This is a genomic window from Pseudomonas sp. Z1-29 (assembly GCF_051131995.1).
Lineage (GTDB): Bacteria > Pseudomonadota > Gammaproteobacteria > Pseudomonadales > Pseudomonadaceae > Aquipseudomonas.
The window spans coordinates 25,497-43,284 of the sequence record NZ_CP071645.1; the positions used below are offsets into that span (position 1 = coordinate 25,497).

The following is a 17,788-nucleotide window of genomic DNA, read 5'->3' on the forward strand; positions in this document are numbered from 1 at the left end:
ACACCCGAGCCGTTACGCAAAATTATTTTGCTTTACGCATCTCGTCCTTGAACTGCATGAAGCTGTCCCGGGTTTTATTCAACGTGGCGACGGCTTCTTCGGGGCCCTGGAAGCTGACCGGCTGCTTGAAGGACTTCTTCAGCTCCTCGGCATATTCAGGCTCTTCGGTGATCTTCTTCATGGTGTCGGCCATTTTCTTGACGATGGCCGGGTCCGTGCCTTTCGGGAAGGCGACGACGTAAGGCTTGTCCAGGACCAGGTCCACGCCTTGCTCCTTGAAGGTCTTGACGTCACCCAGCAGCGCGTTGCGTTCGGCGTTCGGCTGGCCCAGGGCAGTCATCTTGCCGCTGGAAATGTAATCCTGGACCGAGCCATAGCTGATGGCGCCGAGGTCGATACGTTTGCCCAGCAAGGCAACGATTTTTTCCGAGACGGTGCCGCTGTCGACCATTTTCAGTTTCACCCCGGCGAGCTTCTCGAACATCAAACCTTGCAAGTGCGAGAAGTTGCCCATCTCGGTGCCGTAAGTGATGGTGCCGGGCTTGGCCTTGGCTTTTTCAATCAGTTGGTCGAGGCTGTCGATGCCCGAGCTTTTCGCCGAGACGAACACCGCCCCTTTGTCGACGCCAGCGATGCAGGAAATATCGAACGCATCAAAGCGGTCCTCCGACAGCCCCGCGACTTCGTTGACGATCAACTGGCCGGTGTGGGTGAAGAGGATGGTATTGCCATCCGGCGCTGCGCTCTTGACCGCATCGGCGGCGATGGTGCCGCCCCCACCGGCCATGTTGGTGACGACCATGGTCTTGCCAGTGACCTTGGTGAAGTACTTGGCCATCATCCGTGCGTTGAAATCGGTGTCACCACCGGCGTTGGCAATCACCACGACCTGTACCGGACGGCTTGGCCAATCGCTGGCATCGGCAGCCATCGCTGTGCCAGCGGCCAAGCTCAGAAACGAGGCGATCAAAGAGGCGCAGAGTGTTTTCTTCATTATTGTTCTCCGGGTGCTGCCATTCATTGTGGGATTGAGGTTGAGCGAGAAACGGACACGCCCAGCGCTGATGCCTGGCGGGAAGGCAAGACTGCTTGGACGTTGAGATCGGGGAATTCGATTGCACTGGCGAGCGCGAAAAGAGCTTTTCGGGAAGGTAGCTGGCGCACGGCGATAACGCGTGGGACCGAGGGACTACATGTGCGCTGGGCGGCAAATGGAGAAAACATGGCTGCGCCTTTCGTTTTTATTATTTTGACGTCATACGTTGTCGTATGACTTGATATCATCACCTATGCTCCACGTTGTCAACGCAGTTGTTCAGGGGCTTACCGTGAATACGACGAACAGGGAGGATGGTCCCGAGGAGATCGAATCGCCGTCCTTGCACAAATCCGGACTGAAATTTAGTTGCCTCAATAAAAAACCCCCTGAATTTCAGGGGGTTGGTTTTTTTTGCGTTTCGGATCAGAGCCGACCGGCCGACTCCGTTACCCGTGCTCCAGCCTTACTCGACCGTGACCGATTTCGCCAGGTTACGCGGCTGGTCCACGTCGGTGCCCTTGAGCACGGCGACGTAGTACGACAGCAGTTGCAGCGGGATGGTGTAAAGGATCGGCGAAAGGATGTCGTGGATGTGCGGCATATGCACCACGTGGGTGCCCTCACCGTTGGTCATGCCAGCCTTCTCATCGGCGAAGACTACCAACTGGCCGCCACGGGCGCGCACTTCCTGCAGGTTGGACTTGAGCTTTTCCAGCAGCTCGTTGTTCGGCGCCACGGTGACCACCGGCATGTCGTTATCCACAAGCGCCAACGGGCCGTGCTTGAGTTCGCCGGCCGGGTAGGCTTCGGCGTGAATGTAGGAGATTTCCTTGAGCTTCAAGGCCCCTTCCATCGCCACTGGGAATTGCGCACCACGGCCTAGGAACAAGGTGTGATTCTTCTCGGCGAACAGTTCGGCAATTTTTTCCACCGTGCTGTCCATTGCCAAGGCTTCACCCAGGCGGGCCGGCAGGCGGCGCAGCTCTTCCACCAGTTTGGCCTCGACGCCCTCTGCGAGCGTACCGCGTACCTGCCCCAGGGACAGGGTTAGCAGCAGCAGGCCGACCAGTTGCGTGGTGAACGCTTTGGTCGACGCCACGCCGATCTCGCGACCAGCCTGGGTCAGCAGGGTCAGGTCGGATTCGCGCACCAGCGAGCTGATGCCGACGTTGCAGATCGCCAGGCTGGCGAGAAAGCCCAGTTCCTTGGCGTTACGCAGCGCTGCCAGGGTGTCTGCGGTTTCGCCGGACTGGGAAATAGTCACGAACAGAGTGTCCGGCTGCACGACTACCTTGCGATAGCGGAACTCGCTGGCAACTTCGACCTGGCACGGGATACCCGCCAGCTCTTCGAGCCAGTAACGGGCGACCATGCCGGCGTGATAGCTGGTGCCACACGCCACGATCTGCACGTTGCGCACCTTGGCGAACAACTCGGCGGCCTGCGGACCAAAGGCCTGAACCAGCACCTGCTCGTGACTCAGGCGGCCTTCAAGCGTGCGCTGCACAACGGCCGGTTGCTCGTGGATTTCCTTGAGCATGTAATGGCGGAACTCACCTTTGTCAGCGGCTTCGGCACCGTCACGATACTGGACCACCTCGCGCTCGACTTCTTTCCCCTCAAGGTTCCAGACTTGCAAGCTGTCACGGCGAATCTCGGCGATATCGCCCTCTTCCAGATACATGAAGCGGTCAGTCACCTGACGCAGCGCCAACTGGTCGGAAGCCAGGAAGTTTTCCCCCAGGCCCAGGCCAATCACCAGCGGGCTGCCACTGCGGGCCGCCACCAGCCGATCCGGTTGTTTCGCGCTGATTACCGCCAGGCCATAGGCACCATGCAGTTCCTTGACCGTGGCCTTGAGCGCCACGGTCATGTCAGCCAGGTCCTTGAGCTTGTGGGTGAGCAAATGGGCAATGACTTCGGTGTCGGTGTCCGAAGTAAAGACATAACCAAGCGCCTTGAGCTGTTCGCGCAACGCCTCATAGTTTTCGATGATGCCGTTGTGCACCACCGCCAGGTCGCCGGAGAAATGTGGATGGGCGTTACGCTCGCACGGCGCACCATGGGTGGCCCAACGGGTATGGGCGATGCCCAGGCGACCGATCAGCGGCTCGGCGTCCAGCGCCCGTTCCAGTTCACTGACCTTGCCCGGACGACGCACGCGCTCAAGCTTCTCGTCGTTGGTGAAGACCGCCACGCCGGCACTGTCGTAGCCGCGATATTCAAGACGCTTGAGGCCTTCAAGCAAGATGGCCGTGATGTTGCGTTCAGCAACGGCACCGACAATTCCACACATGTTATTTCTCCTGGCTGACAGGTGCGCAGATCAGATTGATGCCGCGGGCCTGAATCTGGTCGCGTGCCTCCACGGGCAGGCGATCATCGGTAATGAGGGTATGGACGCTGCTCCACGGCAGTTCCAGATTGGGGATCTTGCGGCCGATCTTGTCGGCCTCCACCATCACAATCACTTCGCGGGCAACCTCGGCCATCACACGGCTCAGGCCCAACAGTTCGTTGAAAGTGGTGGTACCTCGAACCAGATCGATGCCGTCGGCGCCGATGAACAGCTGGTCGAAGTCATAGGAGCGCAGCACCTGCTCGGCGACCTGGCCCTGGAACGACTCGGAATGAGGATCCCAGGTACCACCGGTCATCAGCAGCACGGGCTCATGCTCCAGCTCGCTCAGCGCGTTGGCCACGTGCAGGGAATTGGTCATGACCACCAGCCCCGGTTGCTGGCCAAGCTCGGGAATCATCGCCGCCGTGGTACTGCCGCTGTCAATGATGATGCGCGCATGCTCGCGGATCCGCTTCACGGCGGCACAGGCGATGGCTTGTTTGTATTTGGAAACGCTTTGCGCACTGTCGGCGACCAGTTCCTGCGGCATCGGCACCGCGCCACCGTAGCGGCGCAGTAACAGGCCATTGGTCTCCAACGCGGCGAGATCCTTGCGAATCGTAACTTCCGAGGTTTCGAAGCGCTTGGCCAGCTCATCCACGCTCACCTCGCCCTGCTCCTGGAGCAAAGCGAGAATGTTGTGGCGGCGTTGTGGTGTATTGCGCTTGGACATGGCTGCTTAAGTTTCGATTCGAAAGATAACGTAAGCAATCAAAACCTATTGAGGCGATATCGTCAAGACGCAGGGAGAAAAATTCAGAAATCAGCGGACAACTGTGGGAGCGAGCCTGCTCGCGAATGCGGTAGGTCAGTCAGAGCAGCGCTGTCTGATACCGCTTCGCGAGCAGGCTCGCTCCCACAGGAGAGGGTGTGGGTAACTTTAAGGCTTCTTGATCTTTTCCGGACGCTTCCAGCCGTCGATGTTGCGCTGACGTGCACGCCCCACCGCCAGCTGGCCGTTATCCACATTCTGGGTTAGAGTCGAGCCGGCCGCCGTGGTCGCACCGTTGGAGATATCCACAGGTGCTACCAGGGAGTTGTTCGAACCGATGAATACATCCTCGCCCAACACGGTTTTCCACTTGTTGGCGCCATCGTAGTTGCAGGTGATGGTCCCAGCGCCGATATTGGTGCGCGCGCCGATTTCGGCGTCGCCCAGATAGGTCAGGTGCCCGGCCTTGGCACCTTCGCCCATATGAGCGTTTTTAAGTTCCACGAAGTTACCCACATGAGCGCGGGCTTCCAGCACCGTGCCCGGGCGCAGGCGAGCAAACGGGCCGGCGTCGCTACCCTCGCCCATCACCGCGCCTTCGAGATGACTGTTGGCCTTGATTACCACGCCTTTGCGCAGGGTACTGTCCTTGATGACGCAGTTCGGACCAATGACCACGTCGTCTTCGATGACGACTTTGCCTTCGAGGATGACGTTGATATCGATGACCACGTCGCGGCCGACGCTGACTTCACCACGGACGTCAAAACGGGCAGGGTCGCGCAGGGTCACGCCTTGGGCCATCAAGCGGCGGGCGGTGCGCAGCTGGTAATGGCGTTCGAGTTCGGCCAGTTGCCGGCGATCGTTGGCGCCCTGCACTTCCATCGCGTCCAAGGGCTGTTCGGTGGCGACCGCCAGTCCATCGGCAACGGCCATGGCGATCACGTCGGTGAGGTAGTACTCGCCTTGGGCGTTGTTGTTGGACAAGCGGCTCATCCAGTCCCCCAGGCGCTCGGCGGGAACGGCAAGAATCCCGGTGTTGCCTTCGGTGATGGCGCGCTGGGCGTCATTGGCGTCTTTCTGCTCGACGATGGCAGTCACCTGGCCGTCGGCGTTGCGTACGATGCGGCCGTAGCCGGTCGGATCATCCAGCTCGACGGTGAGCAGGCCCAATTGACGCGGCGCGACGTGCTTGAGCAGGCGTTGCAGCGTATCGACTTCGATCAGCGGCACATCACCGTAGAGAATCAACACCGTATCGGCGGTGATGAATGGCACGGCCTGGGCCACGGCGTGACCTGTACCGAGTTGTTTGTCCTGCAGCACGAAATTCAGATCATCCGCCGCCAGGCGCTCACGTACCGCATCGGCTCCGTGACCGATCACCACATGGATACGCTGTGGATCAAGTTGTCGCGCGCTGTGGATAACATGTCCGAGCATGGAGTTGCCGGCTACCGGGTGCAGCACCTTGGGCAGCGCCGAGCGCATGCGGGTGCCTTGACCGGCCGCGAGAATAACGATTTCGAGAGACATGACTGGCTACCAATCCTGGGTGGTCAGCGGCTGCGACCAGATGATGATTGTCGGGAAAAGAAAAAAGGGTAGCCGAGGCTACCCTTTTTAATCAATCGCACACGAAGCGGACGGCTTAGCCGCCGAACTTCTTGCGGATCTGCTGGACGGTGCGCAGCTGAGCTGCGGCCTCGGCCAGACGTGCAGCAGCAGAACCGTAATCGAAGTCTGCGCCTTTTTCGTTCAGGGCCTTCTCGGCAGCCTTGACGGCTTCCTGAGCGGAGGCTTCGTCCAGGTCGGCGGCACGTTGCACGGTATCGGCAAGGACCTTGACCATGTTCGGCTGAACCTCGAGGAAACCACCGGAGATGTAGAACACCTCCTTGTCCCCGCCCTGCTTGGTCAGAGTAATCGGACCTGGCTTCAAGCTGGTGATCAGCGGTGCGTGGCCCATGGTGATACCAAGATCACCCAGATCACCGTGCGCAACCACAAACTCGACCAGACCGGAGAAGATTTCCCCTTCCGCACTGACGATATCGCAATGGACTGTCATAGCCATCTGATTGCCTCAACCTAAATTAGCGCCCGTTGCCGGGCGCCGGGATTACAGTTTCTTGGCTTTCTCGATCGCTTCTTCGATGCCGCCGACCATGTAGAACGCTTGTTCTGGCAGGTGGTCGTAGTCACCGTTGAGGATGCCTTTGAAGCCAGCAATGGTGTCCTTCAGGGAAACGTATTTACCCGAGGCACCGGTGAAGACTTCAGCCACGAAGAACGGCTGCGACAAGAAGCGCTGGATCTTACGAGCGCGGGATACCAACTGCTTGTCGGTTTCCGACAGCTCGTCCATACCCAGGATCGCAATGATGTCCTTCAGCTCTTTGTAGCGCTGCAGCACGTACTGGACGCCGCGAGCGGTGTCGTAGTGCTCCTGGCCGATCACGTTCGGGTCCAGCTGGCGCGAAGTCGAGTCGAGTGGATCGACCGCTGGGTAAATACCCAGGGAAGCGATGTCACGGGACAGTACGACGGTGGCGTCCAAGTGGGCGAAGGTGGTCGCTGGCGACGGGTCGGTCAAGTCATCCGCAGGTACGTATACCGCTTGGATCGAAGTGATCGAACCTTCCTTGGTCGAAGTGATACGTTCTTGCAGAACGCCCATCTCTTCAGCCAGGGTCGGCTGGTAACCTACTGCCGAAGGCATACGGCCCAGCAGTGCGGATACTTCAGTACCGGCCAGGGTGTAACGGTAGATGTTGTCGACGAACAGCAGAACGTCGTTACCTTCGTCACGGAACTTCTCGGCCATGGTCAGGCCGGTCAAGGCTACGCGCAGACGGTTTCCCGGCGGCTCGTTCATCTGACCGTAGACCAGTGCCACTTTGTCCAGAACGTTGGAATCCTTCATCTCGTGGTAGAAGTCGTTACCCTCACGAGTACGCTCACCCACACCGGCGAACACGGAATAACCGCTGTGCTCGATGGCGATGTTACGGATCAGTTCCATCATGTTTACGGTCTTGCCTACACCGGCACCACCGAACAGACCGACTTTACCGCCCTTGGCGAACGGGCAAACCAGGTCGATAACCTTGATGCCGGTTTCCAGCAGGTCGTTGCCGCCTGCCTGTTCAGCGAAGGATGGCGCAGGACGGTGAATGCCCCAGCGCTCGTCGGTATCGATCGGGCCAGCTTCGTCGATCGGATTGCCCAGTACGTCCATGATCCGGCCCAGGGTCGCTTTACCGACCGGTACGGAGATGGCAGCGCCAGAGTCGATAACGTCCAGACCGCGCTTCAAGCCTTCGGTGGAACCCATCGCAATGGTACGAACCACGCCGTCGCCCAGCTGCTGCTGAACTTCCAGGGTGGTTTCCGCGCCTTGTACTTTCAGCGCGTTGTAGATGCTCGGTACGCTGTCGCGTGGGAATTCCACGTCGATAACGGCGCCGATGATTTGAACGATACGTCCGCTACTCATAGCTGGATCCTCTGAATATTTGAACCGTTAAACCGCGGCAGCGCCGCCGACGATTTCCGAGATCTCTTGGGTGATCGCAGCCTGACGCGCCTTGTTGTAGATCAGCTGCAAATCGCTGATCAAATCACCGGCGTTGTCGGTAGCGTTTTTCATCGCGATCATCCGCGCCGCTTGTTCAGCTGCGTTGTTCTCGACCACCGCCTGGTACACCTGCGACTCCACGTAGCGGACCATCAAGCCGTCAAGCAGCTCCTTGGCATCGGGTTCGTAGAGGTAGTCCCAGTGGTGCTTGAGTTCCTGTTCCGGGGTCGCCACCAGTGGGATCAATTGCTCCACGGTTGGCTGTTGCGTCATGGTATTGATGAACTTGTTGGATACCACGGACAGGCGGTCAATCCGGCCTTCCAGGTAAGCATCCAGCATCACCTTGACGCTGCCGATCAGGTCATTGATCGACGGCTCTTCACCCAGGTGGCTGATAGCGGCGACGACGTTACCGCCGAAGTTGCGGAAGAATGCCGCACCCTTGCTACCAATCACGCACAGATCGATCTCGACGCCTTGTTCGCGGTTTACCGCCATGTCCTTGACCAGGGCCTTGAACAGGTTGGTGTTCAAGCCACCGCACAGACCACGGTCACTGCTCACCACAACGTAACCGACGCGCTTGACGGCGCGGTCGATCATGAACGGGTGGCGATATTCCGGGTTGGCGTTGGCCAGATGACCAATCACCTGGCGGATGCGCTCCGCGTAAGGACGGCTAGCAGCCATGCGCATTTGTGCCTTGCGCATTTTACTGACCGCCACTTTTTCCATGGCGCTGGTAATCTTTTGCGTGCTTTTGATGCTCGCAATCTTACTGCGAATCTCTTTTGCGCCTGCCATGTAACACCTATCAGGTTAGCAAGCGGGAGCCTTGCGACTCCCGCTGCGGCTTACCAGGTTTGGGTGGCCTTGAACTTCTCGATGCCGGCTTTCATGCCAGCGTCGATTTCGTCATTGAAGTCACCCTTCACGTTGATCTTCGCCATCAAATCGGCGTGATCTCGGTTGAAGTAAGCAATCAGCGCTTGTTCAAAGCTGCCGACCTTGGCGATTTCGACGTCAGTCAGGAACCCACGTTCAGCGGCATACAGCGACAACGCCATGTCAGCGATCGACATAGGAGCGTATTGCTTCTGCTTCATCAGCTCGGTAACGCGCTGACCATGCTCAAGTTGCTTACGGGTCGCTTCGTCCAGGTCAGAAGCGAACTGGGCGAATGCTGCCAGTTCACGGTACTGAGCCAGAGCGGTACGGATACCACCGGAGAGCTTCTTGATAATCTTGGTCTGAGCGGCACCACCCACACGGGATACCGAAACACCGGCGTTCACAGCAGGACGGATGCCCGAGTTGAACATGGCCGATTCCAGGAAGATCTGACCGTCGGTGATGGAGATCACGTTGGTCGGAACGAACGCGGAAACGTCGCCAGCCTGGGTTTCGATGATCGGCAGTGCGGTCAGGGAACCGGTCTTGCCAGTCACTGCGCCGTTGGTGAACTTCTCTACGTAGTCTTCCGAGACGCGGGATGCGCGCTCCAACAGACGGGAGTGGAGATAGAACACGTCGCCTGGGTAGGCTTCACGGCCTGGTGGACGGCGCAGCAGCAGGGAAATCTGGCGGTAAGCCACTGCTTGCTTGGACAGATCGTCATAAACGATCAGCGCGTCTTCACCGCGGTCGCGGAAGTACTCGCCCATGGTGCAACCGGAGTACGGAGCCAGGAACTGCAGCGCAGGAGATTCCGAAGCACTGGCCGCCACGATGATCGTGTTGGCCAGGGCGCCGTTTTCTTCCAGCTTGCGAACCACGTTGGCGATGGTCGATTGCTTCTGACCGATGGCGACGTAGACGCAGAAAATGCCGCTGTTCTTCTGGTTGATGATCGCGTCGATCGCCAGAGCGGTTTTACCGATCTGACGGTCACCGATGATCAGCTCACGCTGGCCACGGCCGACAGGGATCATGGCATCGACAGCCTTGTAGCCAGTCTGTACAGGCTGGTCTACCGACTTACGCCAGATCACGCCTGGAGCAACTTTCTCGACCGCATCGGTCTCGGTGTTGTTCAGCGGACCTTTGCCGTCAACAGGATTACCCAGTGCGTCGACTACGCGACCCAGCAGTTCCTTACCGACTGGAACCTCGAGGATGCGGCCGGTGCACTTGGCGCTCATGCCTTCAGCCAGCGTCGTGTAAGCGCCCAATACCACGGCACCTACAGAGTCTTGCTCCAGGTTGAGGGCCATACCGTAGACGCCGCCCGGAAACTCGATCATCTCGCCGTACATGACGTCGGCCAGACCGTGAATCCGCACGATGCCGTCAGATACGCTGACGACAGTGCCTTCGTTACGGGCTTGGGAGGTCACATCGAGCTTGTCGATGCGGCCCTTGATAATTTCACTTATTTCGGAAGGATTGAGTTGCTGCATTGCTCTGCTGCCCCTTCAAACTCAAGATTTCAATGCTTCGGCAAGTTTCGCGATTTTGCCGCGAATCGAGCCATCGATAACCAGGTCGCCGGCGCGGATGACAACGCCCCCTATCAGGGATTTGTCTTCCTCGACTTGCAGGCGCACTTCCCGGTTGAGTCGTGCACTGAGAACCTTGGCGAGTTTGTCTTGCTGTTCTTGGTTCAATGCAAAAGCACTGGTCACTTCCACGTCTACCGATTTCTCTTGCTCGGCCTTGTACAGGTCGAAAAGAGCGGCGATCTCCGGCAGAAGCGGGAGACGGTCGTTTTCGGCTACAACGTGAATGAAATTCTGTGCCTTGGCATCGAACTTGTCGCCGCACACGTCAATGAACGTGGCGGCCTTTTCTGCGCTCGTCAGTCGCGGGGCCTTGAGGCCTTGAGCACGCGCTGCATGGTGTCGTCTTGCGACACCGCTGCTGCCAGGCCGAGCATGGCTGACCAATTGGCCAGTTGCTGGTGGGCCTGAGCGTGCTCGAAGGCCGCCTTAGCGTAAGGTCGGGCCAACGTGGTCAGTTCTGCCATGATCGCCCTCGCTTAGATTTCAGCAGCCAGTTTGTTTACCAGCTCTGCGTGCGCGTTTTGATCGATTGTGGCACCCAGGATCTTCGAAGCACCGCCAACGGCCAGGGCACCCACTTGGGCACGCAGCGCGTCTTTGACACTGTTGAGTTCCTGTTCGATCTCGGCTTGAGCCTGAGCCTTCACACGGTCAGCTTCGACGCGAGCCTGTTCACGGGCTTCGTCGACAATCTGCGTACCGCGTTTCTTGGCTTGCTCGATGATTTCAGCTGCCTGAGCTTTCGCTTCGCGCAGTTGCTGACCCACTTTCTCATGGGCCAACTCCAGGTCGCGAGCTGCTCGGCTGGCAGCGTCCAGACCATCAGCGATCTTCTTTTGACGTTCGTGCAATGCCGCAATGACCGGAGGCCATACGAACTTCATGCAGAACAGTACAAAAATCAGGAACGCAACGGACTGGCCAATCAGGGTCGCATTAATGTTCACGCCAACACCTCGCAGTTACGTTGTCCATCACACCAGATTACTCGGAAGATCCGAATAATCAGCCAGCGATCTGACCAACGAACGGGTTCGCAAAGGTGAAGAACAGAGCGATACCAACACCGATCATGGTTACGGCGTCGAGCAGACCGGCAACGATGAACATCTTCACTTGCAGCATTGGAACCATTTCCGGTTGACGCGCAGCGCCTTCCAGGAATTTGCCGCCCAGCAGGCCGAAACCAATTGCGGTACCCAGTGCGCCCAGGCCGATCAACAGTGCAACAGCGATAGCGGTTAGACCAACTACAGTTTCCATCTTTCCTCCCGACTTTTACGTCGTATGGTTTAGGTTTTTTAGATTAAAGCGGTAAAACAAATCGTTTCATCAAGCCCGTTCGGGCCCCTTCCCGTTTGACCGGGAAGGACATCAGACTAGTCGAGACTGGCCTTAATGGTTTTCTTCGTGCGCCATCGACAGGTAGACGATGGTCAGCATCATGAAGATGAACGCCTGCAAGGTGATGATCAGGATGTGGAACACTGCCCACGCCCATTGCAGCACCACGCCCAGGCCGCTGAGCCAGAGCAGGCCGCTGCCGAACATCACAGCGATCAGGATGAACACCAGCTCGCCGGCATACATGTTGCCGAACAGACGCAGGGCCAGAGAGATTGGCTTGGCGATCAGGGTCACGAATTCCAGAAGGAAGTTCACCGGGATCAGCAGTGCCTGAACAAGGATGTTCTTGCTGCCGAACGGGTGCAGGGTCAGTTCGCCGATGAAACCGCCGATGCCCTTGACCTTGATGCTGTAGAAAATGATCAGTGCGAACACCGAGAACGCCATGCCCAGGGTCGCGTTCGGGTCGGTGGTCGACACGGCGCGGAACGGGATATGGGCATCGCCGGAGATCAGGATGGCCAGTTGAGGAATCCAGTCGACCGGTACCAGGTCGATGGCGTTCATCAGGAACACCCAGACGAAGATGGTCAGTGCCAGCGGTGCGATCACCGGGCTACGGCCATGGAAGCTGTCTTTCACGCTGCCATCGACGAATTCGACCAGTACTTCAACGAAGTTCTGCAGTGCACCAGGCTGACCGGAAGTCGCTTTCTTTGCCGCCATGCGGAAAAGAAGAACGAAGATCAGACCCAACGCGACCGACCAGCCGAGGGTATCGACGTGGAAGGCCCAGAAGCCCATTTCTTTAGCTTCTGCTGCAGTGTGAGCAAAGCCCCAGCTGCCATTGGGTAGCTGACCGAAGGTCAGGTTCTGCAAGTGGTGCTGGATATAGCCCGAAGCGGTTGTCTCTGCCATGGTTGCCTCAAACGCCCTAAGGTCTCGAAAGTCTTGTTCTCATTAGCAGGGGAGCGAACCAGCTGACCATCTGGGTCAGCAGGAACACGCCGAATACAGCCAGCGGCGCCAATGGCTTCACACCTGCGAACGTCAGTGCAAACAGCACTGCCGTCAAAATCAGTTTCCCCGCCTCGCCGGCATAAAAGGACCGGACGATGGCTTGGGCTGCTCGGGCGCCGGAAAACCGAAATGCCCTGTGAGCGAAGTAAATATTGGGAAGCAAGGCTATCAGGCCTCCGCAAAGACCCGAGTATCCGGCGACGACTCCTTTCCATTGCCAGAGCGCCAACGCGGCGATCAGTACAACGACGAACTGGGTCAATAACACCGGGAAAACAGCCAGACGATGGAACGGCAAGCGGTTTGGCGTGCGTGTTTCCATCGCTTTTGCTCTCCAATGGTCGGCTGCCGGAATTCAATAACTTGGCATAATTTGTGCCGACAAAATGCGCGCAGAGTATAGGGGCGGTTCTGCCCCTATTCAACCTCAAGGTAGTGATTTCCGACTGCGCGCTACAAGGGCAATTGTTTCAGCGAATGTGCGCAAGAACACCTTGCAGCTCATCGAGGGAGTTATAACCGATCACCAGTTGCCCTTTGCCCTTCTTTCCGTGGCGAATCTGCACCGCAGAGCCCAGGCGCTCGGCCAGGCGCTGCTCCAGGCGAGCGATGTCCGGATCGGGTTTTGGTGCTTCGACAGGGGCGGGTTTGCCGCTCAGCCATTGACGAACCAGTGCCTCGGTTTGGCGCACGGTCAGGCCGCGTGCGACAACATGTCGCGCCCCTTCAACTTGTTGATTTTCCGGCAAACCGAGCAAAGCCCGGGCATGGCCCATCTCCAGGTCGCCGTGGGACAGCATGGTCTTGATGACTTCCGGCAAGGCGATCAAACGCAGCAGGTTGGCCACGGTCACCCGGGACTTGCCCACCGCTTCGGCGACCTGTTGCTGAGTCAGCTGGAACTCTTGCTGCAAGCGCTGCAAGGCCACCGCTTCTTCGATCGGATTGAGGTCCTCGCGCTGGATGTTCTCGATCAGCGCCATGGCGATCGCGGTTTCATCCGGTACGTCGCGGACCATCGCCGGGATGGTTTCCTGGCCGGCTTGCTGGCTCGCGCGCCAGCGGCGTTCGCCGGCGATGATCTCGAACCGCCCATTGGCAATCGGCCGGACCACTATCGGCTGCATCACGCCTTGGGTCTTGATCGACTGGGCCAGTTCTTCCAGCGCTTGCGGGTCCATGTCCCGACGCGGCTGGTATTTGCCACGCTGGATCAGGTCCAGCGGCAAATGCTGCAATTCGCGCTGATCGACCTGGACTGCCTGTTCTTCAAGCGAACTGACAGTCGGACCGCTGAGCAGCGCATCCAGTCCACGTCCGAGACCTCGTTTCTTGACGGCCATGGGGTTTCCTTAAGTTGGCTGGGCTGCAGCGATGCGTGGCTGGCGGCGTTGACGGCGAACCATCTCGCCCGCCAGGGCCAGGTAGGCCAGCGCGCCACGCGATTGTTTGTCATAGGCCAGGGCCGGCATGCCATAGCTCGGCGCTTCGGCCAGGCGGATGTTCCGCGGAATGACCGTGTCGTAGAGCTGCTCGCCGAAATGCTCCTTGAGCTGGGCCGACACGTCGTTCATCAGGCTCAGGCGCGGGTCGTACATCGTGCGCAACAGGCCTTCGACTTTCAGCTCTGGATTCAGCAGCTCAGCGATACGCTTGATGTTATCCACAAGGTCGCTCAACCCCTCGAGGGCGAAGTATTCACACTGCATGGGGATAATCACCCCATCGGCGGCAACCAACGCATTGAGGGTCAGCATCGACAGTGACGGTGGGCAGTCGATCAGGATGTAGTCGTAATTTTCACGAACCGGCGCCAACGCGCTGCGCAGGCGGCTCTCCTTCATCTGCATTTCCAGCAGGACCACTTCTGCCGCCGTCAGGTCACGGTTGGCCGGCAGCAGCTGGTAACCACCATGCTCGGAGAAATGCATGGCCTGGCCCAGGTCGCACTCACCGATGAGTACATCGTAGATGGAGTTTTCCAGGCCATGTTTATCCACACCGCTGCCCATGGTGGCGTTGCCCTGTGGATCGAGATCGATCAACAGCACCCGGCGCTTGGTCGCGACCAGGGATGCTGCGAGGTTGATGCAGGTGGTGGTCTTGCCCACACCACCTTTCTGGTTCGCTATCGCGAATACCTTAGCCATTCTTGCTTGTGTTCCCAATCATGCCGTGCGGCGCAGTATCAGCAGATGGCGTTGGCCTTGGCAACCGGGTACGGCCAAGGCGTGTTCGCTATCGAGGTGGAAGTCTGCCGGCAATGCTACCAGCTCATCGGCCGGATGAACGCCCTTCATTGCCAGCCAGCGTGTATCGCCGTCGCCCAGGTGGCGCGTCCAGTTGCTGAAGTTCTCCATACTGCTGAAGGCCCGGGAGATGATTCCGTTGAAAGGCTCTGCAGGCTGGAACGCTTCGACGCGGCTGTGGATAACTTGCAGGTTATCCAGTTTCAGTTCGAGTTTGACCTGGGTCAGGAAGCGGGTTTTCTTGCCGTTGCTGTCCAGACAGGTCACTTGCGAACCGGGAAACAGGATCGCCAGCGGAATACCAGGCATACCACCGCCGCTACCGACGTCGAGCCAGCGACCTTCTTCGATGAAGGACATCACGCTGAGACTGTCGAGCAAGTGTCGCGAGACCATTTCATCCGGATCGCGCACGGCGGTCAGGTTGTAAGCCTTGTTCCATTTGATCAACAACGCCAGGTAACCCAGCAACTGCGCGTGCTGGGCTTCGGTGAGGCTGACGCCGAGCTGACGGGCACCTGTGGATAATTCTTCAGCGTGTTGCGAGGTGACCATCGAACTCAAGCGCTTTGCTCCAACTGGCGGCCCGCGCCGCGTTTTTTCAAATGAATCATCAACAGCGAAATCGCCGCCGGGGTCACGCCGGGGATGCGCGACGCCTGGCCGAGGGTCTCGGGACGCGTTGCACCGAGCTTGCTCTGGATTTCTTTCGAGAGACCCGAAATGTTCGTGTAGTCGATATCCACAGGCAGCCTGGTGTCTTCACTGGCGCGCAGACGGGCAATTTCGTCCTGTTGACGATCGATGTAACCGGCGTATTTGGTCTTGATCTCGACCTGTTCGGCTACCTGCGGATCTTCCGCGCCCTGGCCAGTGACCTCCACCAGCCCGACGTAATCGATTTCCGGCCGGCTCAACAGGTTGAGCAGATTGTATTCGTGCGTCAGCGGAGTGCCGAATTTCGCCGCGATGGCATCGCCCTGCTCCGTACCGGGACGAACCCAGGTGCTCTTCAGGCGCTGCTCTTCCAGCTCGATACTCTCGCGTTTCTTGCAGAACGCAGCCCAACGCACGTCATCCACCAGCCCCAGCTCGCGACCTTTCTCGGTCAGGCGCAGGTCGGCGTTGTCCTCACGCAGGATCAGGCGATATTCGGCGCGGGACGTGAACATCCGATACGGTTCCTGGGTACCCAGCGTAATCAGGTCGTCCACCAGCACACCGATATACGCCTCATCGCGACGCGGGCACCAGCTGTCTTTGCCCTGGGCGCGCAATGCCGCGTTGGCTCCGGCCAACAATCCTTGGGCACCCGCCTCTTCGTAACCGGTGGTGCCGTTGATCTGCCCGGCGAAGAACAGACCGCCGATAACCTTGGTTTCCAGGCTGTACTTCAGATCGCGCGGATCGAAGTAGTCGTACTCGATCGCATAACCCGGACGCACGATGTGAGCGTTCTCCATGCCACGGATCGATTGGACGATCTGCAACTGCACATCGAACGGCAGCGAGGTGGAGATCCCGTTCGGATACAGCTCATGGGTCGTCAGGCCTTCGGGCTCGATGAAGACCTGATGGCTTTCCTTGTCGGCAAAGCGATGGATCTTGTCTTCGATCGACGGGCAATAGCGCGGGCCGACACCTTCGATTTCACCGGCAGCGGAATACATCGGCGAACGATCGAGGTTCGCTGCAATGATTTCGTGGGTGCGGGCATTGGTGTGGGTGATCCAGCAACTGACTTGCCGTGGATGCTGTTCCTTGTTGCCCATGAACGACATCACCGGGATCGGCGTATCGCCAGGCTGCTCGGTCATGACCGAGAAGTCCACGGACTTGCCGTCGATACGCGGTGGCGTACCGGTTTTCAGCCGACCAACGCGCAGCGGCAATTCACGCAGGCGTTGAGCCAGGGCGATTGAGGGCGGGTCACCAGCGCGACCGCCGGAAAAGTTCTGCAAACCGATGTGGATAAGTCCGCCGAGGAAGGTACCGGTGGTCAGTACCACGGAATCGGCGAAGAACCGCAGGCCCATTTGCGTGATGACACCGCGTACCTGGTCCTGCTCGACAATCAGATCGTCAGCTGCTTGCTGAAATATCCACAGGTTCGGCTGGTTTTCCAGAATTTCGCGGACAGCAGCCTTGTACAGGATTCGGTCTGCCTGGGCGCGAGTGGCACGCACCGCTGGACCTTTGCGGCTGTTCAACACGCGAAACTGGATACCACCTTTGTCAGTGGCCATGGCCATCGCGCCGCCGAGGGCATCGATTTCCTTGACCAGGTGGCTTTTGCCGATGCCACCAATGGCCGGGTTGCAGCTCATGGCGCCGAGGGTCTCCACGTTATGCGTCAGCAACAGGGTTTTTGCCCCCATGCGTGCTGATGCAAGTGCTGCCTCGGTACCGGCATGACCGCCGCCGATGACGATCACTTCAAAACGGGAAGGGAAATCCACCACGCACCTCGTGCCTGCTTAATTCAGGTAATTCGGAAATAGGTTTTGAGTCTGGCCCTGGGCGTTTTTCGAGCCAGGTCGGCAAGTATAGGGACTTCGTCCTTTCTAAAGAACCCTTTGCACAAAATTTAACCAGCTGTGGAGAACTCGCGGTTAAAAAAATAAAAAAGAAAGAAATTTATAGAATCTTTGTTTTTATGTTTATTCTTACTGAGCAACAGTTCTGTGGATAAGGTCCTGTAAGCCTTTATATTAAAGCTGTACAGAGAATCAAAACCCTGTGCTCATCTGGCCATGACGCCGTTGGATAACCGGTGTAAGCCTGTGGATGAATGGGTCGGTTATCCACAGGGGCGGTTATATCCAGTTTTCAGGGCTGCTTATCAACCGACCTCAGTGGCAGTTATTCACAGGGCTTAATCCACAGGCGATCGCTCACGGCCAAGCCGCCGCAGGGGCAATCGTATTGAGAAGGAA

16 protein-coding genes and 1 pseudogene are annotated in these 17,788 nt (G+C 58.4%); all 17 read right to left on the reverse strand.

What is annotated here, in order from left to right:
* Positions 1 to 22: 22 nt before the first annotated feature.
* Positions 23 to 994 carry a tripartite tricarboxylate transporter substrate binding protein gene (locus tag J3P84_RS00115; RefSeq protein WP_434570689.1) on the reverse strand — a complete coding sequence of 324 codons (972 nt, stop codon included), beginning with the start codon at positions 992 to 994 and terminating at the stop codon, positions 23 to 25.
* Positions 995 to 1,502: 508 nt separating this feature from the next.
* Positions 1,503 to 3,335, reverse strand: coding sequence for a glutamine--fructose-6-phosphate transaminase (isomerizing) (gene glmS / locus J3P84_RS00120; protein ID WP_434626880.1), 1,833 nt, complete (start codon positions 3,333 to 3,335; stop codon positions 1,503 to 1,505).
* A 1-nt stretch (position 3,336) separates the two neighbouring features.
* The gene (locus tag J3P84_RS00125; RefSeq protein ID WP_434626882.1) at positions 3,337 to 4,113 is read right to left on the reverse strand and encodes a DeoR/GlpR family DNA-binding transcription regulator; all 777 of its coding nucleotides are present in this window, start codon (positions 4,111 to 4,113) and stop codon (positions 3,337 to 3,339) included.
* Positions 4,114 to 4,320: 207 nt separating this feature from the next.
* A complete protein-coding gene (gene glmU / locus J3P84_RS00130; RefSeq protein WP_434626884.1) occupies positions 4,321 to 5,688 on the reverse strand; it encodes a bifunctional UDP-N-acetylglucosamine diphosphorylase/glucosamine-1-phosphate N-acetyltransferase GlmU in 1,368 nt (455 codons plus the stop codon).
* Positions 5,689 to 5,803: 115 nt separating this feature from the next.
* On the reverse strand, positions 5,804 to 6,229 hold the full coding sequence (locus J3P84_RS00135) for a F0F1 ATP synthase subunit epsilon (RefSeq protein WP_434626886.1): 426 nt from the start codon (positions 6,227 to 6,229) through the stop codon (positions 5,804 to 5,806).
* A gap of 45 nt (positions 6,230 to 6,274) precedes the next feature.
* Entirely contained in the window at positions 6,275 to 7,651 is a 1,377-nt protein-coding gene (atpD, locus tag J3P84_RS00140) for a F0F1 ATP synthase subunit beta (protein WP_186611300.1), read from the reverse strand.
* A gap of 27 nt (positions 7,652 to 7,678) precedes the next feature.
* A complete protein-coding gene (gene atpG / locus J3P84_RS00145; RefSeq protein ID WP_186611299.1) occupies positions 7,679 to 8,539 on the reverse strand; it encodes a F0F1 ATP synthase subunit gamma in 861 nt (286 codons plus the stop codon).
* A 50-nt stretch (positions 8,540 to 8,589) separates the two neighbouring features.
* Positions 8,590 to 10,134, reverse strand: a complete 1,545-nt coding sequence (gene atpA, locus J3P84_RS00150; protein WP_434570698.1) for a F0F1 ATP synthase subunit alpha — start codon at positions 10,132 to 10,134, stop codon at positions 8,590 to 8,592.
* Positions 10,135 to 10,155: 21 nt separating this feature from the next.
* Positions 10,156 to 10,700, reverse strand: a pseudogene (locus J3P84_RS00155) (F0F1 ATP synthase subunit delta).
* Positions 10,701 to 10,712: 12 nt separating this feature from the next.
* Positions 10,713 to 11,183, reverse strand: coding sequence for a F0F1 ATP synthase subunit B (locus tag J3P84_RS00160; protein ID WP_047230097.1), 471 nt, complete (start codon positions 11,181 to 11,183; stop codon positions 10,713 to 10,715).
* A 58-nt stretch (positions 11,184 to 11,241) separates the two neighbouring features.
* Positions 11,242 to 11,499 (reverse strand): F0F1 ATP synthase subunit C, encoded by a 258-nt coding sequence (atpE, locus tag J3P84_RS00165; RefSeq protein WP_003097235.1) that lies wholly within the window; start codon positions 11,497 to 11,499, stop codon positions 11,242 to 11,244.
* Between the two features lie 132 nt (positions 11,500 to 11,631).
* Positions 11,632 to 12,501, reverse strand: a complete 870-nt coding sequence (gene atpB, locus J3P84_RS00170) for a F0F1 ATP synthase subunit A (protein ID WP_434602344.1) — start codon at positions 12,499 to 12,501, stop codon at positions 11,632 to 11,634.
* 16 nt (positions 12,502 to 12,517) lie between these two features.
* The gene (locus tag J3P84_RS00175; RefSeq protein WP_305497745.1) at positions 12,518 to 12,925 is read right to left on the reverse strand and encodes a F0F1 ATP synthase subunit I; all 408 of its coding nucleotides are present in this window, start codon (positions 12,923 to 12,925) and stop codon (positions 12,518 to 12,520) included.
* Between the two features lie 148 nt (positions 12,926 to 13,073).
* The gene (locus J3P84_RS00180) at positions 13,074 to 13,946 is read right to left on the reverse strand and encodes a ParB/RepB/Spo0J family partition protein (RefSeq protein ID WP_305497746.1); all 873 of its coding nucleotides are present in this window, start codon (positions 13,944 to 13,946) and stop codon (positions 13,074 to 13,076) included.
* A gap of 9 nt (positions 13,947 to 13,955) precedes the next feature.
* Positions 13,956 to 14,753, reverse strand: coding sequence for a ParA family protein (locus J3P84_RS00185; protein ID WP_030139029.1), 798 nt, complete (start codon positions 14,751 to 14,753; stop codon positions 13,956 to 13,958).
* A gap of 18 nt (positions 14,754 to 14,771) precedes the next feature.
* The gene (gene rsmG / locus J3P84_RS00190; RefSeq protein WP_434631569.1) at positions 14,772 to 15,407 is read right to left on the reverse strand and encodes a 16S rRNA (guanine(527)-N(7))-methyltransferase RsmG; all 636 of its coding nucleotides are present in this window, start codon (positions 15,405 to 15,407) and stop codon (positions 14,772 to 14,774) included.
* A 5-nt stretch (positions 15,408 to 15,412) separates the two neighbouring features.
* Entirely contained in the window at positions 15,413 to 17,311 is a 1,899-nt protein-coding gene (gene mnmG / locus J3P84_RS00195) for a tRNA uridine-5-carboxymethylaminomethyl(34) synthesis enzyme MnmG (protein WP_434626889.1), read from the reverse strand.
* Positions 17,312 to 17,788: the final 477 nt, after the last annotated feature.